Origin of the sequence: Acidovorax sp. SUPP1855 (genome assembly GCF_030158955.1) — a bacterium.
GTDB lineage: Bacteria > Pseudomonadota > Gammaproteobacteria > Burkholderiales > Burkholderiaceae_C > Paracidovorax.
In genome coordinates, this window is record NZ_BQXI01000009.1 from 136,378 (window position 1) to 152,140 (window position 15,763).

The following is a 15,763-nucleotide window of genomic DNA, read 5'->3' on the forward strand; positions in this document are numbered from 1 at the left end:
GAAAAAGGCGGCCCGCAAGCCGCCTTTCAAAAACAGATGCTACTTTTTTTATAGCACGATGCCCTAGTGAATCATGCGCCGGGGCCGTTTTTGACCCCGACGCCCTTCACAGCTTGGCGATCGACACCTCGGTGGATTTGACCAACGCCACGACGTCGGAGCCCACGACCAGGCTCAGTTCATCGACCGAGCGCGTCGTGATGACGGAGGTGACGATGCCCCAGGGCGTCTCGACATCGACCTCGGACACGACGTCGCCGCGGACGATCTCGCGCACTTTGCCCTTGAATTGATTGCGCACGTTGATGGCTTGAATGGACATGGTTTTCTCCTTGAAAAGTCCGGGAACGGAAAACGGTGGGATCGAAAATCAGGGGAACGGGACAAAGGAAAGCGGCGTTTCAGACCGCCCAGCGCAGCCCGTGTGCGGGAATGCCGGGCCAGGCCGGATCGGCCGGCGGGTCGGCATCGGGCTTTTGCAGCACGCGGTCGAGGATGCGTTTTTCGATGGCGGCGAAGGCGGCATCGCCCTGCGAGCGCGGGCGGGCCAGGTCGATGCGCTCGTCCAGCGCGATGCGGCCGTCCTCGATCAGCACCACGCGGTCGGCCAGGGCCACGGCCTCCTGCACGTCGTGGGTGACGAGCAGCGCCGTGAAGCGATGGCGCTGCCACAGCCCCTCGATGAGGCGGTGCATCTCGATGCGGGTGAGCGCATCCAGCGCGCCCAGCGGCTCATCGAGCAGCAGCAGGCGCGGCTGGTGCACCAGGGCGCGTGCCAGGGCCACGCGCTGTCGCTGCCCGCCCGACAGCCGGGCCGGCCATTCGCCCTCGCGGTCGGCCAGGCCCACCTGCGCCAGCACCTCGCGGCCCCGCGCCTGCGCGGCCTTGGGCAGGCCGATCGTCACGTTGTCGAGCACCCGGCGCCAGGGCAGCAGCCGGGCTTCCTGGAACATGATGCGCGTGTCGCCGTGCAGGCCGGCCACGGCTTGGCCGTCGGTGGTGAGCGTGCCGCTGCTGGCGGCCTCCAGCCCGGCCACCAGCCGCAGCAAGGTGCTCTTGCCGCAGCCGCTGCGGCCCACGATGGCGATGAATTCGCCGGGTTCGATTTCCAGTTGCGCGTTGCGCAGCACCTCACGCTGGCCGTAGCGCTTGGACAGGCCGCGCGCCTGCAGGCGCACGCCGCCGGCGGGGGATGCAGAAGAGGAAGGTCGGGCGTCAGGCATGGGGTCAGGCTCCGGGCTTGAACAGGGGAACGGCCAGGGCATCCACCCGGCTCGGGATCAGCTTCTCGGCAAAGAAGGCATCGGCGATGCGCTGCTGCTCGGCCAGTCCTTCGGGCACCACGGGCCGCACGGAATAGCTGCGGCGGCCGTTGGCCTGCTCGATGACGGCCGCATCCAGGCCCCACACGGGGGCCAGCAGCGCGGCGGCCTCCCTGGGGTAGGCCTTGGTCCAGCGGCCGGCCTTTTCCAGTTCGGCATACAGGGTGCGCAGCACGTCGGGCCGCGCCTGGGCGAACCGGGTGCTGGCCAGGTAGTAGCGCTGGTACGACGCCAGGCCCGTGCCGTCGGCCAGCACCCGGGCGCCAGACTGCTGCCGCGCGGCTGCGAGGAACGGGTCCCACACCACCCAGGCATCGATGGCGCCGCGCTCGAAGGCGGCGCGGCCGTCGGCGGGCGTGAGGTAGGCCGGCTCGATGTCCCTGAACGACAGGCCGGCTTTTTCCAGCGCGGCGATCAGCAGGTAGTGCGCGCCCGCCGCCTTGGCGAAGCCGACCTTCTTGCCCTTGAGCTCGGCCACGGTCTTGAGCGGCGAGTCCGCCCGCACCAGGATGGCCTGGGCCGTGGGCGACGGTGCCTCCTGTGCCACGAAGGTCACGCGGGCCCCGGCGGCCTGGGCGAACACCGGCACGGTGTCGGCCACGTCGGCGCTGAAGTCCAGGTTGTCGAGGTTGAGCGCCTCCAGCAGCGGCAGGCCGCTCGTGAACTCGTGCCACGCGGGCTGCACACCCAGCGGCGCGAGCTGCTTTTCCAGCGTGCCCTGCACTTTCAGCAGCGCGGTCAGCGTGGACGACTTCTGGTAGCCGATGCGCACGGTGGCGCCCGCAGGCTGCGCATTAGCCAGCCCCGCTACGGACAACCCCAACGCGGCCAGCAAGGCACGGCGATCGAAATGCAAACTCATGACGTTCCTGTACAGGTGAGAGATGTCAAAAACCGGCGCGGCTCAGGGCCAGCAGACGCCGTGGAACCGGCTTTGCCGGGCCACCGGCGGCGTCCCCCTTCCCGACTCGCCGCGCGAGTCGAGAGAAGGGGGAAGGCGCGCAGCGCCTCAGGGGGTTGTTCACTGATACCCGGGGTGCCAGCGCAGCCACCAGTGCTCCAGCCCGCGGGCGAACACATCGGCCAGCTTGCCGAGCAGCGCATACAGCAGGATGCCCACCAGCACGATGTCGGTCTGCAGGAACTCGCGGGCGTTCATGGTCAGGTAGCCGATGCCGGCCTGGGCCGAAATCGTCTCGGCCACGATCAGGATCACCCACATCAGCCCCAGCGAAAAGCGCAGGCCCACCAGGATGGACGACAGTGCGCCGGGCAGGATGATTTCGCGGTACAGCTGCCAGCGCGACAGGCCGTAGGTGCGGCCCATCTCGATCAGGCCCGGGTCCACGTTGCGGATGCCGTGGAAGGTGTTCAGGTAGATCGGAAAGAACACCGACACGCTGATGAGGAACAGCTTGGCCGACTCGTCGATGCCAAACCACAGGATCACCAGCGGAATGAGCGCCAGCGCCGGGATGTTGCGCACCATCTGGATGGTGGAGTCGAGCAGCGTCTCGGCCAGCCGCAGCGAGCCGGTGAGCAGCCCCAGCACCAGCCCCAGGCCGCCGCCGATCGCCAGGCCCGCCAGGGCACGGCTGGCGCTCACCTTCACATGGGTCCACAGCTCGCCCGATTCGGTGAGCGTCCACGCGGCCTTGACCACGTCCAGCGGCGCCGGCAGCACGCGGGTGGACAACCACCCCAGGGCGGACGCCACCTGCCACAGCGCGATCAGCGCGACCGGCACCAGCCAGGGCAGCAGGCGGCGCCATACGGCGGTCACCAGCTGCACCAGCGGCGCGGGCAAGGCGCCCGCCGGGCCTTCGGGCGACTCGGGCAGGGGCGAGACCTGCAGCTCTCGTACCGTATCGGTCATGCGTCGTACCTCGGTTCGTTGTCGGGTTCGAGGAACTCCAGCTGGTTGCCCGCCGGGTCCTTCACATAAAAGCGCAGGTAGCCGGGCAGCGCCCGGTTCTCCACCAGCGGCAGCTCAGCCTGCAGCAGCCGCCCGCGCAGCTCGGGCAGGTTCTCCACCTCGAACGCCAGGTGGGACACGGCAGGCGCCGGCTGCCAGCGTTCGGTGGGCACCAGCTCGATGCGCTGCGCCCCCGCGGCAAAGCGCAGGGTGCTGCCGATGGGGTGGATCAATTCCGGCAGCCCCAGCAGCGTGCTGTAGAAGTTGCGGATCTGGCCCTCGGCGCCCGCCGGAAAGGCCAGTTGCACATGGTTGATGGAATGGATCGCCATGGTCTGCCCCGCCGCTCAGCTTTGCGACGCGCGCGGCGCGTACTGGTTGCCCACGACCTCGCCGAATGGCCCGCCGGGCGCGCCGCCCGCGAGCTTTTCCTGCAACGCCAGCGGCAGCAGCGGAAACACCAGCTCGGCAAAGCGGTACGCCTCTTCGAGGTGCGGGTAGCCCGACATGACGAAGGTGTCGATCCCCAAGGCGGCGTACTCCTTGATGCGGTCAGCCACGGTCTGCGGATCGCCCACCAGGGCCGTGCCCGCGCCGCCGCGCACCAGGCCCACGCCGGCCCACAGGTTGGGGCTGATCTCCAGGTCGGCCCGGGAGCGCCTGGCCCCGCCCGAATGCAGCGCGGCCATGCGGCGCTGGCCCTCGGAGTCCATGCGCGCGAACACGGCCTGGGCCTGCACCACGGTTTCGTCCTTCACGCGGCTGATGAGGCTCTCGGCCGCGGCCCAGGCCTCGGCATCGGTCTCGCGCACGATCACGTGCAGGCGGATGCCGAACTTCACCGTGCGGCCCAGCCGCGCGGCCTTCTCGCGCACATCAGCCACTTTCTTGGCCACTTCGGCGGGTGGCTCGCCCCAGGTCAGGTAGGCCTCCACCTGTTCGGCGGCCAAGTCGTGCGCGGCGGCCGAGGAGCCGCCGAAGTACACCGGCGGATACGGCTTTTGCAGCGGCGGGAACAGCAGCTTGGCGCCCTTGACCGAGAGGTGCTTGCCCTCGTAATCGAAGGTGCCGCCGTCGTGGCTGCGCGTGAGGATCTCGCGCCAGATGCGGATGAACTCGGCCGACTGCTCGTAGCGCGCCGCATGGTCGAGGAACACGCCGTCGCCTTCCAGCTCGACCTGGTCGCCGCCCGTCACCAGGTTGATCAGCAGCCGCCCGCCCGAGAGCCGGTCGAACGTGGCCGCCATGCGCGCGGCCAGGCTGGGCTGGTGCAGGCCCGGCCGCACGGCCACCAGGAACTTGAGGCGGCGCGTCACCGCCACCAGGCTGGACGCCACCACCCACGGGTCTTCGCACGAGCGCCCGGTGGGAATGAGCACGCCTTCGTAGCCCAGGCTGTCGGCCGCGACGGCCACCTGCTTCACGTAGTCGTGGCTGAGCTGGCGCGCGCCTTCGGTGGTGCCCAGATAGCGGCTGTCGCCATGGGTGGGAATGAACCAGAACACTTGCATGCGATGACCTCGTCGTCGTTCAGTAGGAAATGGCGAAAAATGGCGCCCGCGCCACGGCCCGGCGCCGGCGCGCAGCCCGGGGTGCCGGGGCGAGCGCCAGCACGCGGGCGCTTTCGCGCGGCGCCGACAGGCCCCAGGCCTGGGCGGTCACGCCCAGCACCCGGCGCACGCGCACCTGCAAAGGGGTTGGGAAAGGTGCGGACATGGGGGCACCCTTTCAGAGCAGGTCCACCGGAGCGGCGTCCTGCAGGTTGAGCTTGCGGGGGATGAGCTTCAGGTCGAAGAAGGTGTCGGCGATCACCTGCTGCTCGGCCAGGATGTCGCGCGACACCAGCGAGGTGCCGTAGCCCGCCCGGCCCACGAACAGCTCGGTGACGGCGCGGTCCAATCCCAGCACGGTGGACAGCTCCGCCGCGGCCTCGGCCTTGTGCGCGGCAATCCACTTGTCGATGGCGTCCACCTCCTGGATGGCGACGCGCAGCACGTCGGCGTTCCTGGCGGAATAGTCGCGCGAGGAAAAGTAGTAGGCGCGGTTGTTCGCCACGCCCGTGGCATCGGCCAGCACGCAGGCCTGCAGCGTCTTTTGCGCGGAGGCGAGGAACGGGTCCCAGATCACCCAGGCGTCCACGGCGCCTTTCTCGAAGGCCGCCCGCGCATCGGGCGGCGCAAGGAAGACCGGCTGCACATCGCGGTAGTGCAGGCCATGCTTTTCCAGCACCTTGACCAGCAGGTAGTGCACGTTCGAGCCCTTGTTGAGCGCCACGCGCAGGCCCTTCAGTTCGGCCACGCTCTGGATCGCCGAGCCCTTGGGCACGACGACGGCCTCCAGCTGCGGGCGCGGCACCGTGGCCCCCACGTACACCAGCGGCGCACCAGCGGCCTGGGCGAAGATGGGGGGCGCTTCGCCCACGTCGCCGAAGTCGATCGAGCCAACGTTCAGCGCCTCCAGTTGCACCGGGCCGGCATTGAACTCGGTCCAGGTCACCTTCACGCCCAGCGGCGCCAGGCGTTTTTCCAGCGTGCCACGGGCCTTGAGCAGCGACAGCCAGCCCTTTTGGTGGCCCACGCGCAGGACGCGGTCGCCCTTCTGGGCCAAAGCGGGCGGCAGGCCGGCGGCCAGCACGGTGCCGAGGCCGGAAGCCACCATCCGGCGGCGCAGGGAAGAGAAATTCGAAGTCATGCGATCGGTCTTTCTGGCGAGGTCCACCGGGTGCGGGCGGCGATGCAGCGGCCTGCCCGCGGCGGGCGGGTTCTCAAAAAATGGGGAAGGCTTGGGGAGGAGCGGACGGCGGGGGCCGGCCTACAGGCCGGCGCCGCCCGGGGCGCGTCAGACGCTACATCGCACCTGGGAGAAATGCACCGGCGCGAACCGCGTGGCCTGGGCCGGCGCGGGGCGCAGGGTTTCGGTGATGAGCACGTTCACGGCGTCGTCCAGCCGGGAGGACACGTCGTGCCCCACCTCGTAGGCGCCCTCGGGCGTGAGCGTGACCTGGGCATCGGTGGCGTAGATGCCCGGCAGGATGTGCTTGGCACCCAGCGACTGCAGCACCGGCCGCAGCGCGTAGTCCAGCGCCAGCATGTGGTGGGCACTGCCGCCGGTGGCCAGCGGCAGCACGGTCTTGCCCTTGAGCGCCGTCTGCGGCAGCAGGTCGAGAAAGACCTTGAGCACGCCGCTGTAGGCCGCCTTGTAGACGGGCGTCGCCACCACCAGCACGCTGGCCTCGGCCACGCTGTCCACCGCGTGGGCGATGGAGCGGTGGCCCGTGTCCGCCAGCAGCAGCGCCTGGGGCGACAGGTCGCGGATGTGCAGGCGCTGCACCAGCGCACCGCGCACCGACAGGCGCTGCGACACGGTATCCAGCAGGGCGGCGGAGCGGGAACGCTCCGAGGGGCTGCCGGCGATCAGGAGGACGGACATGGAATGGGGCTTTCTAGCGCGGGCGGATTGGCAAGAGCGCCGTCGTCTTCACTTCTTGGTGTAGATCTGGTCGAAGCTGCCGCCATCGGCGAAGTGCGCCTTGTCGGCCTTCGCCCAGCCGCCGAAGGCCTGGTCGATGGTCACCAGCGTGAGCTTGGGGAACTGCTTGTCGTACTTGGCCTTGGCCTTGTCGCCCGTGGGGCGGTAGAAGTTCTTGCCGGCGATGTCCTGGCCTTCGTCGGAGTACAGGTACTTGAGGTATTCCTCGGCGACGGCGCGGGTGCCCTTCTTGTCCACGTTCTTGTCCACCACCGCCACGCTGGGCTCGGCCAGGATGGACAGCGACGGCACGACGATCTCGAACTTCTCGGGGCCGAACTCCTTCAGCGCCAGGAAGGCTTCGTTCTCCCAGGCCAGCAGCACGTCGCCCACGCCGCGCTGCACGAAGGTGATGGTGGAGCCGCGGGCGCCGGTGTCCAGCACGGGCACATTGCTGTACAGCTTGGCGACGAAGTCCTTGGCCTGCGCGTCGCCACCGTACTTGCGCTTGGCGAATTCCCAGGCGGCCAGGTAGTTCCAGCGGGCGCCGCCGGAGGTCTTGGGGTTGGGGGTGATGACCTGCACGCCGGGCTTGGCCAGGTCGTCCCAGTCCTTCAGGCCCTTGGGATTGCCCTTCTTCACCAGGAACACGATGGTCGAGGTGTAGGGGGCCGAATTGTGCGGCAGGCGTTTTTGCCAGTCGGCCTTGACGAGGCCGCCGTGCGTGACAAGCGCATCGATGTCGCCGCCCAGTGCCAGCGTGGCCACGTCGGCATCGATGCCGTCGATGATCGAGCGCGCCTGCTTGCCGGAGCCGCCGTGCGACTGCTTGATCGCCAGATCCTGGCCGCTCTTGGCCTTCCAGTGCTTGGCGAACGCCTGGTTGTATTCGACGTACAGCTCCCGGGTGGGGTCGTAGGACACGTTCAGGAACTGCACCGGCTGGGCCAGCGACGGCAAAGCCGTCAGGGCCATACCGGCCAGCAGGGCGGCGGCGAGGGGAAACTTGATAAAGTCGCGGCGAACGTTCATGAGAGGCTTTCTTTTGTGGAATGCGGTCCGGTGCAAATCACCGATGCAACGCATTCTGAAAGTCGCTCTTCAAAACTGGAACTACTGAAATTTCAGTTTTAAATACCTAAAACATCTAAACCACCTTTCCAGGACCCTTCCCCATGGCACGTACCGTTCAATGCATCAAACTCGGCAAGGAAGCCGAAGGCCTCGACTTTCCCCCCTATCCCGGTGACCTGGGCAAGCGCATCTGGGAGGGCGTCAGCAAGGAAGCCTGGGCCGCCTGGCTCAAGCACCAGACGATGCTGGTGAATGAAAACCGCCTGAACCTGGCCGACGCCCGCGCCCGCCAGTACCTGGCCCGGCAGATGGAGCAGCACTTCTTCGGCGAAGGCGCCGACGCCGCCCAGGGCTACGTGCCGCCCAGCGCCTGAACCGCCGGGAATGAACCCGGCTCGGTTCCTGCCGGAGCCCATCGACTGGCTGGCGGACGGCACCCCTTACAGCCCGCGGTTCGGCGACCGTTACCACAGTGAAAACGGCGGCCTGGACCAGGCGCGCCGCGTGTTCCTGCACGGCTGCGGCCTGCCCCAGGCCTGGGCCGGCCAGCCGCGCTGGCGCATCCTGGAGACCGGCTTCGGCCTGGGGTTGAACTTCCTCGTGACCTGGGCGGCCTGGCGCAGCGACCCCGATCGCCCTGCCCTGCTGCACTTCGCCTCGTGCGAGGCCTACCCCGTGGCCGCCGGCGACCTGCTGCGCGCCACCAGCGCCCACCCCGACCTCGCGCCCCTGGCGCAGCAGCTGCACGACCAGTTCTGGGGGCTGCTGCCGGGCGTGCACCGCCTGTCGTTCGAGCAGGGCCGCGTGCTGCTCACGCTCTATGTGGGCGATGCCCAGGCCATGCTGCGCCAGCAGATGCCGACGGCCGATTCGGTCTACCTGGACGGCTTCAGCCCGCAGCGCAACCCCGATCTCTGGAACGAACACACCCTGAAGGCCGTGGCGCGCTGCTGCCGGCGAGGCACGCGGCTGGCGACCTGGACCATCGCGCGGGCGGTGCGCGACACGCTCGCGCAGTGCGGTTTCACCGTGGCCAAGGTGCCCGGCGTGCCCCCGAAGCGCGACAACCTGCAGGCCACGTTCGATCCGGCCTGGGAACCCCGGGCGGCGCGCAACGCCCCGCCGCCGCTGGAAGTGGCGGCGGCGTCCGAATGCCTGGTGATCGGCGCGGGACTGGCCGGCGCCTCGGTGGCCGCGAGCCTGGCGCGTCGCGGGTGGAAGGTGCGGGTGCTGGACCGCGCCGAGGCGCCCGCGCGCGGCGCCTCCGGCCTGCCCGCCGGCCTGTTCGCCCCCCATGTGTCGCCCGACGACAGCGTGCTGTCGCGCCTGTCACGCAGCGGGGTACGCACCACGCTGCAGGCGCTGTCGGCCCTGCCGGTGGGCGAAGCCTGGAGCCCCTGCGGCGTGCTGGAGCACCGCGTGGACGGCAGCCCGGGGGTGCCGCCGACCTGGGCCGGCGGGAACGGCGGCGAATGGAGCCGCCCCGCCGACGCCGACGCGCTGCGGCAGGCCGGGCTGCCGCCCGGCACCACGGCCTGCTGGCACGCCCGCGCCGGCTGGGTGCGCCCGGCGCGGCTGGTGCAGTCCCTGCTGGACCACCCGGCCATCGCATGGCACGGCGGCGCACAGGTCGCGCGGTTGCGCCGCGTGCCGGCCGGCGAGGACGGAAAGAGCGACGACACTGGGCCGGCGGGCTGGCAAGCCATCGGTGCGCAGGGCCAGGTGCTGGCCGAGGCCCCCTACGCCTTCGTGGCGGCCGGGCCCGACAGCATGCCGCTGCTGGACCACCGCTGGACCCTGCAGCCGCTGCGCGGCCAGGTGTCGTGGGCCGAAGAAGGCGAAGACACCGCGGGCTGGCCGCCCTTTCCGGTCAATGGCAATGGCAGCCTCGTGCCCCACATTCCCGGGCCGGAGGGCGCGAACGGCGCCCGGCGCTGGTATGCCGGCTCCACCTTCGAACGCCACGCCACCGAGCTTCCGCCCAGCAGCGCCGACGAGACGGCCGCACACGCCACCAACTGGAAAAAGCTGCGCACCTTGCTGCCGGCCGTGGCCGACCAGTTGGCGCCCGCCTTCGGCCAGCCCCAAGCGGCCCCAACGGACCGAGTGCCCGGCAGGGAAATCCCCCCCGTTTCGGTCTGGGCCGGCCTGCGCTGCGCCTCGCCCGACCGCTTGCCGATCGCCGGCCCGGTGGACCCGCACGCCCTGCCCGGGCTGTGGGTGTGCACGGCGATGGGCGCGCGCGGAATCACGCTGGCGCCGCTGTGCGGCGAACTGGTCGCTGCCCGGCTGCATGGCGAACCCTTGCCGCTGGACGCCCGCCTGGCCCAAGCGCTGGGCACGGAACGGCTGTGAACCTGGACTGACCCGCGGGCCGGGCAGAAACGGCGCTCAACCCCTTATCGCCGTTTTGCGCCATCCGCCCCGCGCCAACCCGCGCCAGCCTTGAGGAATATGCTTATCCGCATAACGGCCTCACAAAACAATCGTTTGTTTCCATAAAGACTCCCACTACATTCGCCCGCATGCATGATTTGGCATTCGTTTTCGCGGGCTTCGCGGTGGGCTTGATCGTCGGCCTCACCGGGGTGGGCGGCGGCTCGCTGATGACGCCGATCCTGATCTTCTTCTTCGGCGTGAAGCCGCACCTGGCCATCGGCACCGACCTGCTGTTCGCCGCCTTCACCAAGATGGGCGGCACCGTCAGCCTGGCACGCCAGCGGCTCGTGCCCTGGAAGGTGGTGGGCCTGCTGTGCGCCGGCAGCGTGCCGGCGGCGCTGCTGTCGCTGTGGGCCCTCCAGGTGATGGGTCCCAGCAGCAGCACCGCCCAGCGCATCATGACGACCACGCTGGGCGTGGCCCTGCTGCTGACCGCCGCGGCCATGCTGTACAAGGCCTTCGTGTTTTCTCCGGCCCGACAGGCGGCCGACCGGGCGGCGCGTGCCGACGCGGGCACAGACGCCGCACGGCCGCGCCACTGTAGCCTGCCGGTGCTGCTGGGCGCCGTGATCGGCACGCTGGTCACCTTCACCTCCGTGGGCGCGGGCGCCATTGGCGTGACGGTGCTGCTGATGGTGTTTCCCCTGCTGCCGTTGCCGCGCATCATCGCGGCCGACATTGCCTATGCCGTGCCGTTAACCCTGGTGGCGGGCCTGGGGCATGCGTCGCTCGGCTCCGTGGACTGGCCGCTTCTGGTCCAATTGCTGGTGGGATCGCTGCCAGGCATCTGGCTGGGCTCGCGCCTCGTATCCCGCGCGCCGGAGCGGTTGATCCGCTCGGCCCTTTCCGTGCTGCTCGCCTGGGCGGGCGCCAAACTGGTTTTGATCTGAGTGACCCACGATGTACCAATACACAGACTTCGACCGCGAATTCATCCGCCTGCGCGCTGAGCAGTACCGCGACCAACTCGAACGCTTCCAGGCCGGCAAGCTTTCGGGCGACGAATTCAAGCCCCTGCGCCTGCAAAACGGCTGGTACGTGCAGCGCTACGCGCCCATGCTGCGCGTGGCCGTGCCCTACGGCGAGTTGTCCAGCACCCAGCTGCGCGTGCTGGCCAAGGTGGCCCGCGAGTACGACCAGCCCGATGCCGCCCTGCTGGCCGAGGCCCAGGCCACGCAGGAAAAGCTGGGCGACATCCCCCTGCACGACGGCCGGCGCATCGGCACGCAGCTGAAGTATGGCTACGGCCACTTCACCACGCGCACCAACGTGCAGTACAACTGGATTCCGCTGGACAAGAGCGCCGATGTGATGGACCTGCTGGCCTCCGTGCAACTGCACGGCATTCAGACCAGCGGCAACTGCATCCGCAACATCACCAGCGACGCGCTGGCCGGCATCGCCGCCGACGAGATCGCCGACCCGCGCCCGTTTTGCGAAATCCTGCGCCAGTGGAGCACGCTGCACCCCGAGTTCGCCTTCCTGCCGCGCAAGTTCAAGATCTCGCTCAACGGTGCCTTGGAAGACCGCGCCGCCCTCGGCTGGTACGACGTAGGCCTTCAGTTGCACAAGAACGATGCCGGCGAGCTGGGCTTTCGCGTGCGCGCCGGTGGCGGCATGGGCCGCACGCCGGTCATCAGCCCGGTGCTGCGCGAGTTCCTGCCCTGGAACCAGCTCATGAACTACCTGGAAGCCGTGATCCGCGTCTACAACCGCTACGGCCGCCGCGACAACGCCTGGAAGGCGCGCATCAAGATCCTCGTCAAGTCCGAAGGCCAGACCTACATCGACCAGGTGGAGGAGGAGTTCCGGCAGATCGTCGAGATCGAAGGCGGCCCGCACACCATCACCCAGGCCGAGCTGGACCGCGTGACCGCCGCGTTCCGCGAACCCGAGCTGGACCTGCGCCCGGCCGACGCCGAAGCCGAGACTGTGGCCCTGCTGCGCACCGCCGCCGAGAACGACCAGGACTTCGGCCGCTGGCTCACGCGCAACGTGATGCCGCACCGCCACCCGCAGCTGCGCGCCGTGGTGCTGTCGTTCAAGCGCCTGGGTTACGCGCCCGGCGACGCCACCGCCGAGCAGATGGAAGCCGCTGCCGACCTGGCCGACCGCTTCTCGGGCGGCGAGGCGCGTGTGACGCACGAGCAGAATCTGCTGCTGCCCTGGGTGCGCCGCGACCAGTTGCCCGAGCTGTACAAGGCCGCCAAGGCGCTTGGCCTGGCCAAGCCCAACATCGGCCTGCTGACCGACATGATCGCCTGCCCCGGCGGCGACTTCTGCTCGCTGGCCAACGCCCGCTCGCTGCCCATCGCCGAAGCCATCACCGAGCGCTACCAGGACCTGGACGAGCTGTGGGACCTGGGCGAGATCGACCTGCACATCAGCGGCTGCATCAACAGCTGCGGCCACCACCACAGCGGCCACATCGGCATCCTGGGCGTGGATAAAGACGGCAAGGAGTGGTACCAGATCACCCTGGGCGGCGCCGACGGCACGAACCTGTCGGGTCCGGCCATTCCCGGCAAGATCATCGGCCCGTCGTTCAGCGCCAGCGAAGTGCCCGGCGTGATCGAGGCGCTGCTGGCCACCTACCGCACCGAGCGCCTGCCCGTGGTGGACGCCGCCCACGGCCCCCGGCACGAGAACTTCATCGACACCGTGCGCCGCGTGGGCATCGAGCCTTTCAAGGCCGCTGCCCACGCCGCGCGCCACCCGGCCGAAGTCCTCTCCGCCTGACATCCGCCGACGTCCTCAAGCCCCATCGAATCACTATGAAAATAATAGCTGCCAGCGCACACAGCACCAGCGCGGAAGACCAAAAAGTCCTTGAACTGGCCAACGACGCCGACCCGCTCGCGCAAGACCTTGCAGGCATCGAGCGCATCGACCTGCACTTTCCGAAATTCACCGACGGCCGGGCATTCAGCCAGGCCCGCCTGTTGCGCCAGCGCCTGAAGTTCGCGGGCGAGATCCGCGCCACGGGCGAGGTGCTCATCGACCAGCTGGTGCAGATGGCCCGCTGCGGCTTCAACGTGGCCGTGCTGCGCGAGGGCGTGGACATGGCCGACGCGCAGCGCCAGCTGGACCGCTTCCACGCCTTCTACCAGGGCGACGTGACGCACCCGCTGCCGCATTTCCGCGACGCCGCCTGACGCGACGCCCCCCGCCCCGCACACCGACGCCCCCAACGAGATCCCCCGCATGAATGCCCGCACCGAATCCCATGTGCTGAGCCACCTCAGCAACCGCCACCTGGACGCGCTGGAAGAAGAAACCATCTTCATCCTGCGCGAGGTGGCCGCCGCCTTCGAGCGCCCCGCCCTGCTGTTTTCGGGCGGCAAGGATTCGCTGGTGATGCTGCGGTGCGCCGAGAAGGCTTTCGGCGCAGGGCGCATTCCCTACCCGCTGCTGATGATCGACACCGGCCACAACTTCCCCGAGGTGACGGACTTCCGCGACTTCCGGGCGAAGGAGCTGGGGGCCGAGCTCATCGTGCGCAGCGTGGAAGACTCCATGGCGCGCGGCACCGTGCGCCTCGCGCATCCGGGCGAGAGCCGCAACGTGCACCAGTCGGTCACGCTGCTGGAGGCCATCGAGGAATTCCGCTTCGACGCGCTGATCGGCGGCGCCCGCCGCGATGAGGAAAAGGCGCGGGCCAAGGAGCGCATCTTTTCGCACCGCGACAGCTTCGGCCAGTGGCAACCCAAGGCCCAGCGGCCCGAGCTGTGGACGCTGTTCAACACACGGCTGGCGCCGGGCGAGCACTTTCGCGTGTTCCCCATCAGCAACTGGACCGAACTCGACGTGTGGCAGTACATCGACCGCGAGCAGATCGCCCTGCCCTCGCTCTACTACACCCACAAGCGCCAGGTGGTGGAGCGCAAAGGCCTGCTGGTGCCCGTGACCGACCTCACCCCGCCGCGCGACGGCGAAACGGTGGAGACGCGCGACGTGCGCTTTCGCACCGTGGGCGACATCACCTGCACCTGCCCGGTGGAGAGCCCGGCCGCCACGGCCGCCGACATCGTGATCGAGACCCTGGCGGCCGATGTGAGCGAGCGCGGCGCCACGCGCATGGACGACAAGACCTCCGACGCCTCGATGGAAAAGCGCAAGAAAGACGGGTACTTCTGATGACCACCACTACCAATTCAATAGCAGCACAGGCAAGCAATCCGCCGGCATCGGGCCAAAACGATGCCATCTCTGCACTGAAGTTCATCACCTGCGGCTCGGTCGACGACGGCAAGAGCACCCTCATCGGCCGCCTTCTGGTGGACAGCAAGGCCGTGCTGCAGGACCACCTGGCCGGCGTGCAGCGCCAGGGCGAGACCGACTTGGCCCTGCTGACCGACGGCCTGTCGGCCGAACGCGAGCAGGGCATCACCATCGACGTGGCCTACCGCTACTTCGCCACCGAAGAGCGCAAGTTCATCATCGGCGACGCGCCGGGGCACGAGCAGTACACGCGCAACATGGTTACCGCCGCCAGCAGCGCCGACGCGGCCGTGGTGCTGGTCGATGCCACCAAGCTCGACTGGAAGAACCCCGGCCTCGAACTGCTGGTGCAAACGCGCCGCCACTCCCTGCTGGTGCACCTGCTGCGCGTGCACTCGCTGGTGTTCGCGGTGAACAAGCTCGATGCGGTGGAAGACCCGGCGCTCGCCTTCCGCCACATCCGCGATGCGCTGGGCGCGTTCGCTCAGGCCGCCGGCATCGCCGCGCGGGCGACGGTGCCCGTGTCCGCCCTCAAGGGCTGGAACGTGGTGGATGCGCACCCCGGCTGGTGCGGCTACGAAGGCCCGAGCCTGCTGCAGATCCTGGAGCGCCTGCCCAACACGCCCACCGACGTCGCGCTGCCGCTGGCCTTCCCGGTGCAGTGGGTCGAGAAATTCTCGTCCTCCGCCGACACCTCCCAGGGGCGCCGCGTGTTCTGGGGCCGCGTGGCGGCAGGCGCCGTGGCGCCGGGCACGGCCGTGCAGGTGTTCCCGAGCGGCCAGCAGGCCACCGTGGCCCAGGTGCTGGACCACGCGCGCCGCCCCGTGGGCGTGCCGGCCGGCCAGAGCGCGGGCATCGTGCTCGACCGCGAGGTGGACGTGTCGCGCGGCGACTGGATCATCGCCGCGCCGCAGGCCGCCGCCGTGGCCGCCGACGATTTCGATACCCCGGCATCGACGCCGTCGTGGCCCGGCCGGCGCGAGCTGCGCGCCACCGTGGCCTGGATGGACGACGAGCCCCTGGTCGCCGGCCGCGTGTACTGGGCGCTGCACGGCCACCGCTGGGTCAAGGCCAAGGTGCAGCGCGTCGTGCACAAGCTCAACATCCACACGCTGGCCGAAGAAGACGCCGCCCAGCTCGACCCCAACGCCATCGGCCACGTGGACCTGCTGCTGCAGGAGCCCCTGCCCGCCGCGCCGTTCACCCAGGCGCGCGTGCTGGGCTCGCTGATCCTGGTGGATACCGCCAGCCACAAGACCGCTGGCGCGGTGCTCGTGAACGCCCCGGCGGCCTGACCCGAGGCGCCGAATCCTTGCCGTTGCAG

Annotated in this window: 17 protein-coding genes; 7 read left to right on the top strand and 10 right to left on the bottom strand. The window is 69.4% G+C overall.

What is annotated here, in order from left to right:
* Window positions 1-106 precede the first annotated feature (106 nt).
* The 10 genes from AVMA1855_RS10455 to AVMA1855_RS10500 form a co-directional block, all read right to left on the bottom strand.
* Window positions 107-322: a TOBE domain-containing protein gene (locus AVMA1855_RS10455; RefSeq protein ID WP_092743710.1), complete on the bottom strand. Its 216-nt coding sequence runs from the start codon at window positions 320-322 to the stop codon at window positions 107-109.
* Between the two features lie 79 nt (window positions 323-401).
* Complete coding sequence (locus AVMA1855_RS10460) at window positions 402-1,223, bottom strand: ATP-binding cassette domain-containing protein (protein WP_284425653.1); 822 nt, start codon at window positions 1,221-1,223, stop codon at window positions 402-404.
* A 4-nt stretch (window positions 1,224-1,227) separates the two neighbouring features.
* Complete coding sequence (locus tag AVMA1855_RS10465) at window positions 1,228-2,184, bottom strand: aliphatic sulfonate ABC transporter substrate-binding protein (RefSeq protein WP_284425654.1); 957 nt, start codon at window positions 2,182-2,184, stop codon at window positions 1,228-1,230.
* Between the two features lie 159 nt (window positions 2,185-2,343).
* Window positions 2,344-3,198 carry an aliphatic sulfonate ABC transporter permease SsuC gene (gene ssuC, locus AVMA1855_RS10470; protein WP_284425655.1) on the bottom strand — a complete coding sequence of 285 codons (855 nt, stop codon included), beginning with the start codon at window positions 3,196-3,198 and terminating at the stop codon, window positions 2,344-2,346.
* Window positions 3,195-3,569 carry a VOC family protein gene (locus tag AVMA1855_RS10475; RefSeq protein ID WP_284399990.1) on the bottom strand — a complete coding sequence of 125 codons (375 nt, stop codon included), beginning with the start codon at window positions 3,567-3,569 and terminating at the stop codon, window positions 3,195-3,197. Before AVMA1855_RS10475 ends, ssuC begins: the two co-directional genes overlap by 4 nt.
* Window positions 3,570-3,584: 15 nt before the next feature.
* Window positions 3,585-4,748: an FMNH2-dependent alkanesulfonate monooxygenase gene (gene ssuD / locus AVMA1855_RS10480; RefSeq protein WP_284425656.1), complete on the bottom strand. Its 1,164-nt coding sequence runs from the start codon at window positions 4,746-4,748 to the stop codon at window positions 3,585-3,587.
* Between the two features lie 19 nt (window positions 4,749-4,767).
* Window positions 4,768-4,953, bottom strand: a complete 186-nt coding sequence (locus tag AVMA1855_RS10485) for a hypothetical protein (protein WP_284425657.1) — start codon at window positions 4,951-4,953, stop codon at window positions 4,768-4,770.
* A 12-nt stretch (window positions 4,954-4,965) separates the two neighbouring features.
* Window positions 4,966-5,928, bottom strand: a complete 963-nt coding sequence (locus AVMA1855_RS10490; RefSeq protein WP_284425658.1) for a sulfonate ABC transporter substrate-binding protein — start codon at window positions 5,926-5,928, stop codon at window positions 4,966-4,968.
* A gap of 147 nt (window positions 5,929-6,075) precedes the next feature.
* Window positions 6,076-6,666, bottom strand: a complete 591-nt coding sequence (gene ssuE, locus AVMA1855_RS10495; protein WP_272569325.1) for an NADPH-dependent FMN reductase — start codon at window positions 6,664-6,666, stop codon at window positions 6,076-6,078.
* Between the two features lie 48 nt (window positions 6,667-6,714).
* On the bottom strand, window positions 6,715-7,737 hold the full coding sequence (locus tag AVMA1855_RS10500) for a sulfate ABC transporter substrate-binding protein (RefSeq protein WP_272569324.1): 1,023 nt from the start codon (window positions 7,735-7,737) through the stop codon (window positions 6,715-6,717).
* 143 nt (window positions 7,738-7,880) lie between these two features.
* Here AVMA1855_RS10500 and AVMA1855_RS10505 point away from each other — a divergent pair, with 143 nt between their 5' ends.
* The 7 genes from AVMA1855_RS10505 (at window position 7,881) to AVMA1855_RS10535 (ending at window position 15,734) form a co-directional block, all read left to right on the top strand.
* On the top strand, window positions 7,881-8,153 hold the full coding sequence (locus AVMA1855_RS10505; protein WP_284414462.1) for an oxidative damage protection protein: 273 nt from the start codon (window positions 7,881-7,883) through the stop codon (window positions 8,151-8,153).
* Between the two features lie 28 nt (window positions 8,154-8,181).
* Window positions 8,182-10,134, top strand: coding sequence for a bifunctional tRNA (5-methylaminomethyl-2-thiouridine)(34)-methyltransferase MnmC2/FAD-dependent 5-carboxymethylaminomethyl-2-thiouridine(34) oxidoreductase MnmC1 (gene mnmC / locus AVMA1855_RS10510; protein ID WP_284425692.1), 1,953 nt, complete (start codon window positions 8,182-8,184; stop codon window positions 10,132-10,134).
* Between the two features lie 170 nt (window positions 10,135-10,304).
* On the top strand, window positions 10,305-11,108 hold the full coding sequence (locus AVMA1855_RS10515; protein WP_284425659.1) for a sulfite exporter TauE/SafE family protein: 804 nt from the start codon (window positions 10,305-10,307) through the stop codon (window positions 11,106-11,108).
* A 10-nt stretch (window positions 11,109-11,118) separates the two neighbouring features.
* Entirely contained in the window at window positions 11,119-12,957 is a 1,839-nt protein-coding gene (locus tag AVMA1855_RS10520) for a nitrite/sulfite reductase (RefSeq protein WP_284425660.1), read from the top strand.
* A gap of 35 nt (window positions 12,958-12,992) precedes the next feature.
* Window positions 12,993-13,373 (top strand): DUF934 domain-containing protein, encoded by a 381-nt coding sequence (locus AVMA1855_RS10525; RefSeq protein ID WP_284425661.1) that lies wholly within the window; start codon window positions 12,993-12,995, stop codon window positions 13,371-13,373.
* A gap of 49 nt (window positions 13,374-13,422) precedes the next feature.
* Window positions 13,423-14,355 (top strand): sulfate adenylyltransferase subunit CysD, encoded by a 933-nt coding sequence (gene cysD, locus AVMA1855_RS10530; RefSeq protein WP_272569318.1) that lies wholly within the window; start codon window positions 13,423-13,425, stop codon window positions 14,353-14,355.
* Window positions 14,355-15,734 (top strand): sulfate adenylyltransferase subunit 1, encoded by a 1,380-nt coding sequence (locus AVMA1855_RS10535; protein WP_284425662.1) that lies wholly within the window; start codon window positions 14,355-14,357, stop codon window positions 15,732-15,734. The genes cysD and AVMA1855_RS10535 overlap by 1 nt, the downstream gene beginning before the upstream one ends.
* Window positions 15,735-15,763: the final 29 nt, after the last annotated feature.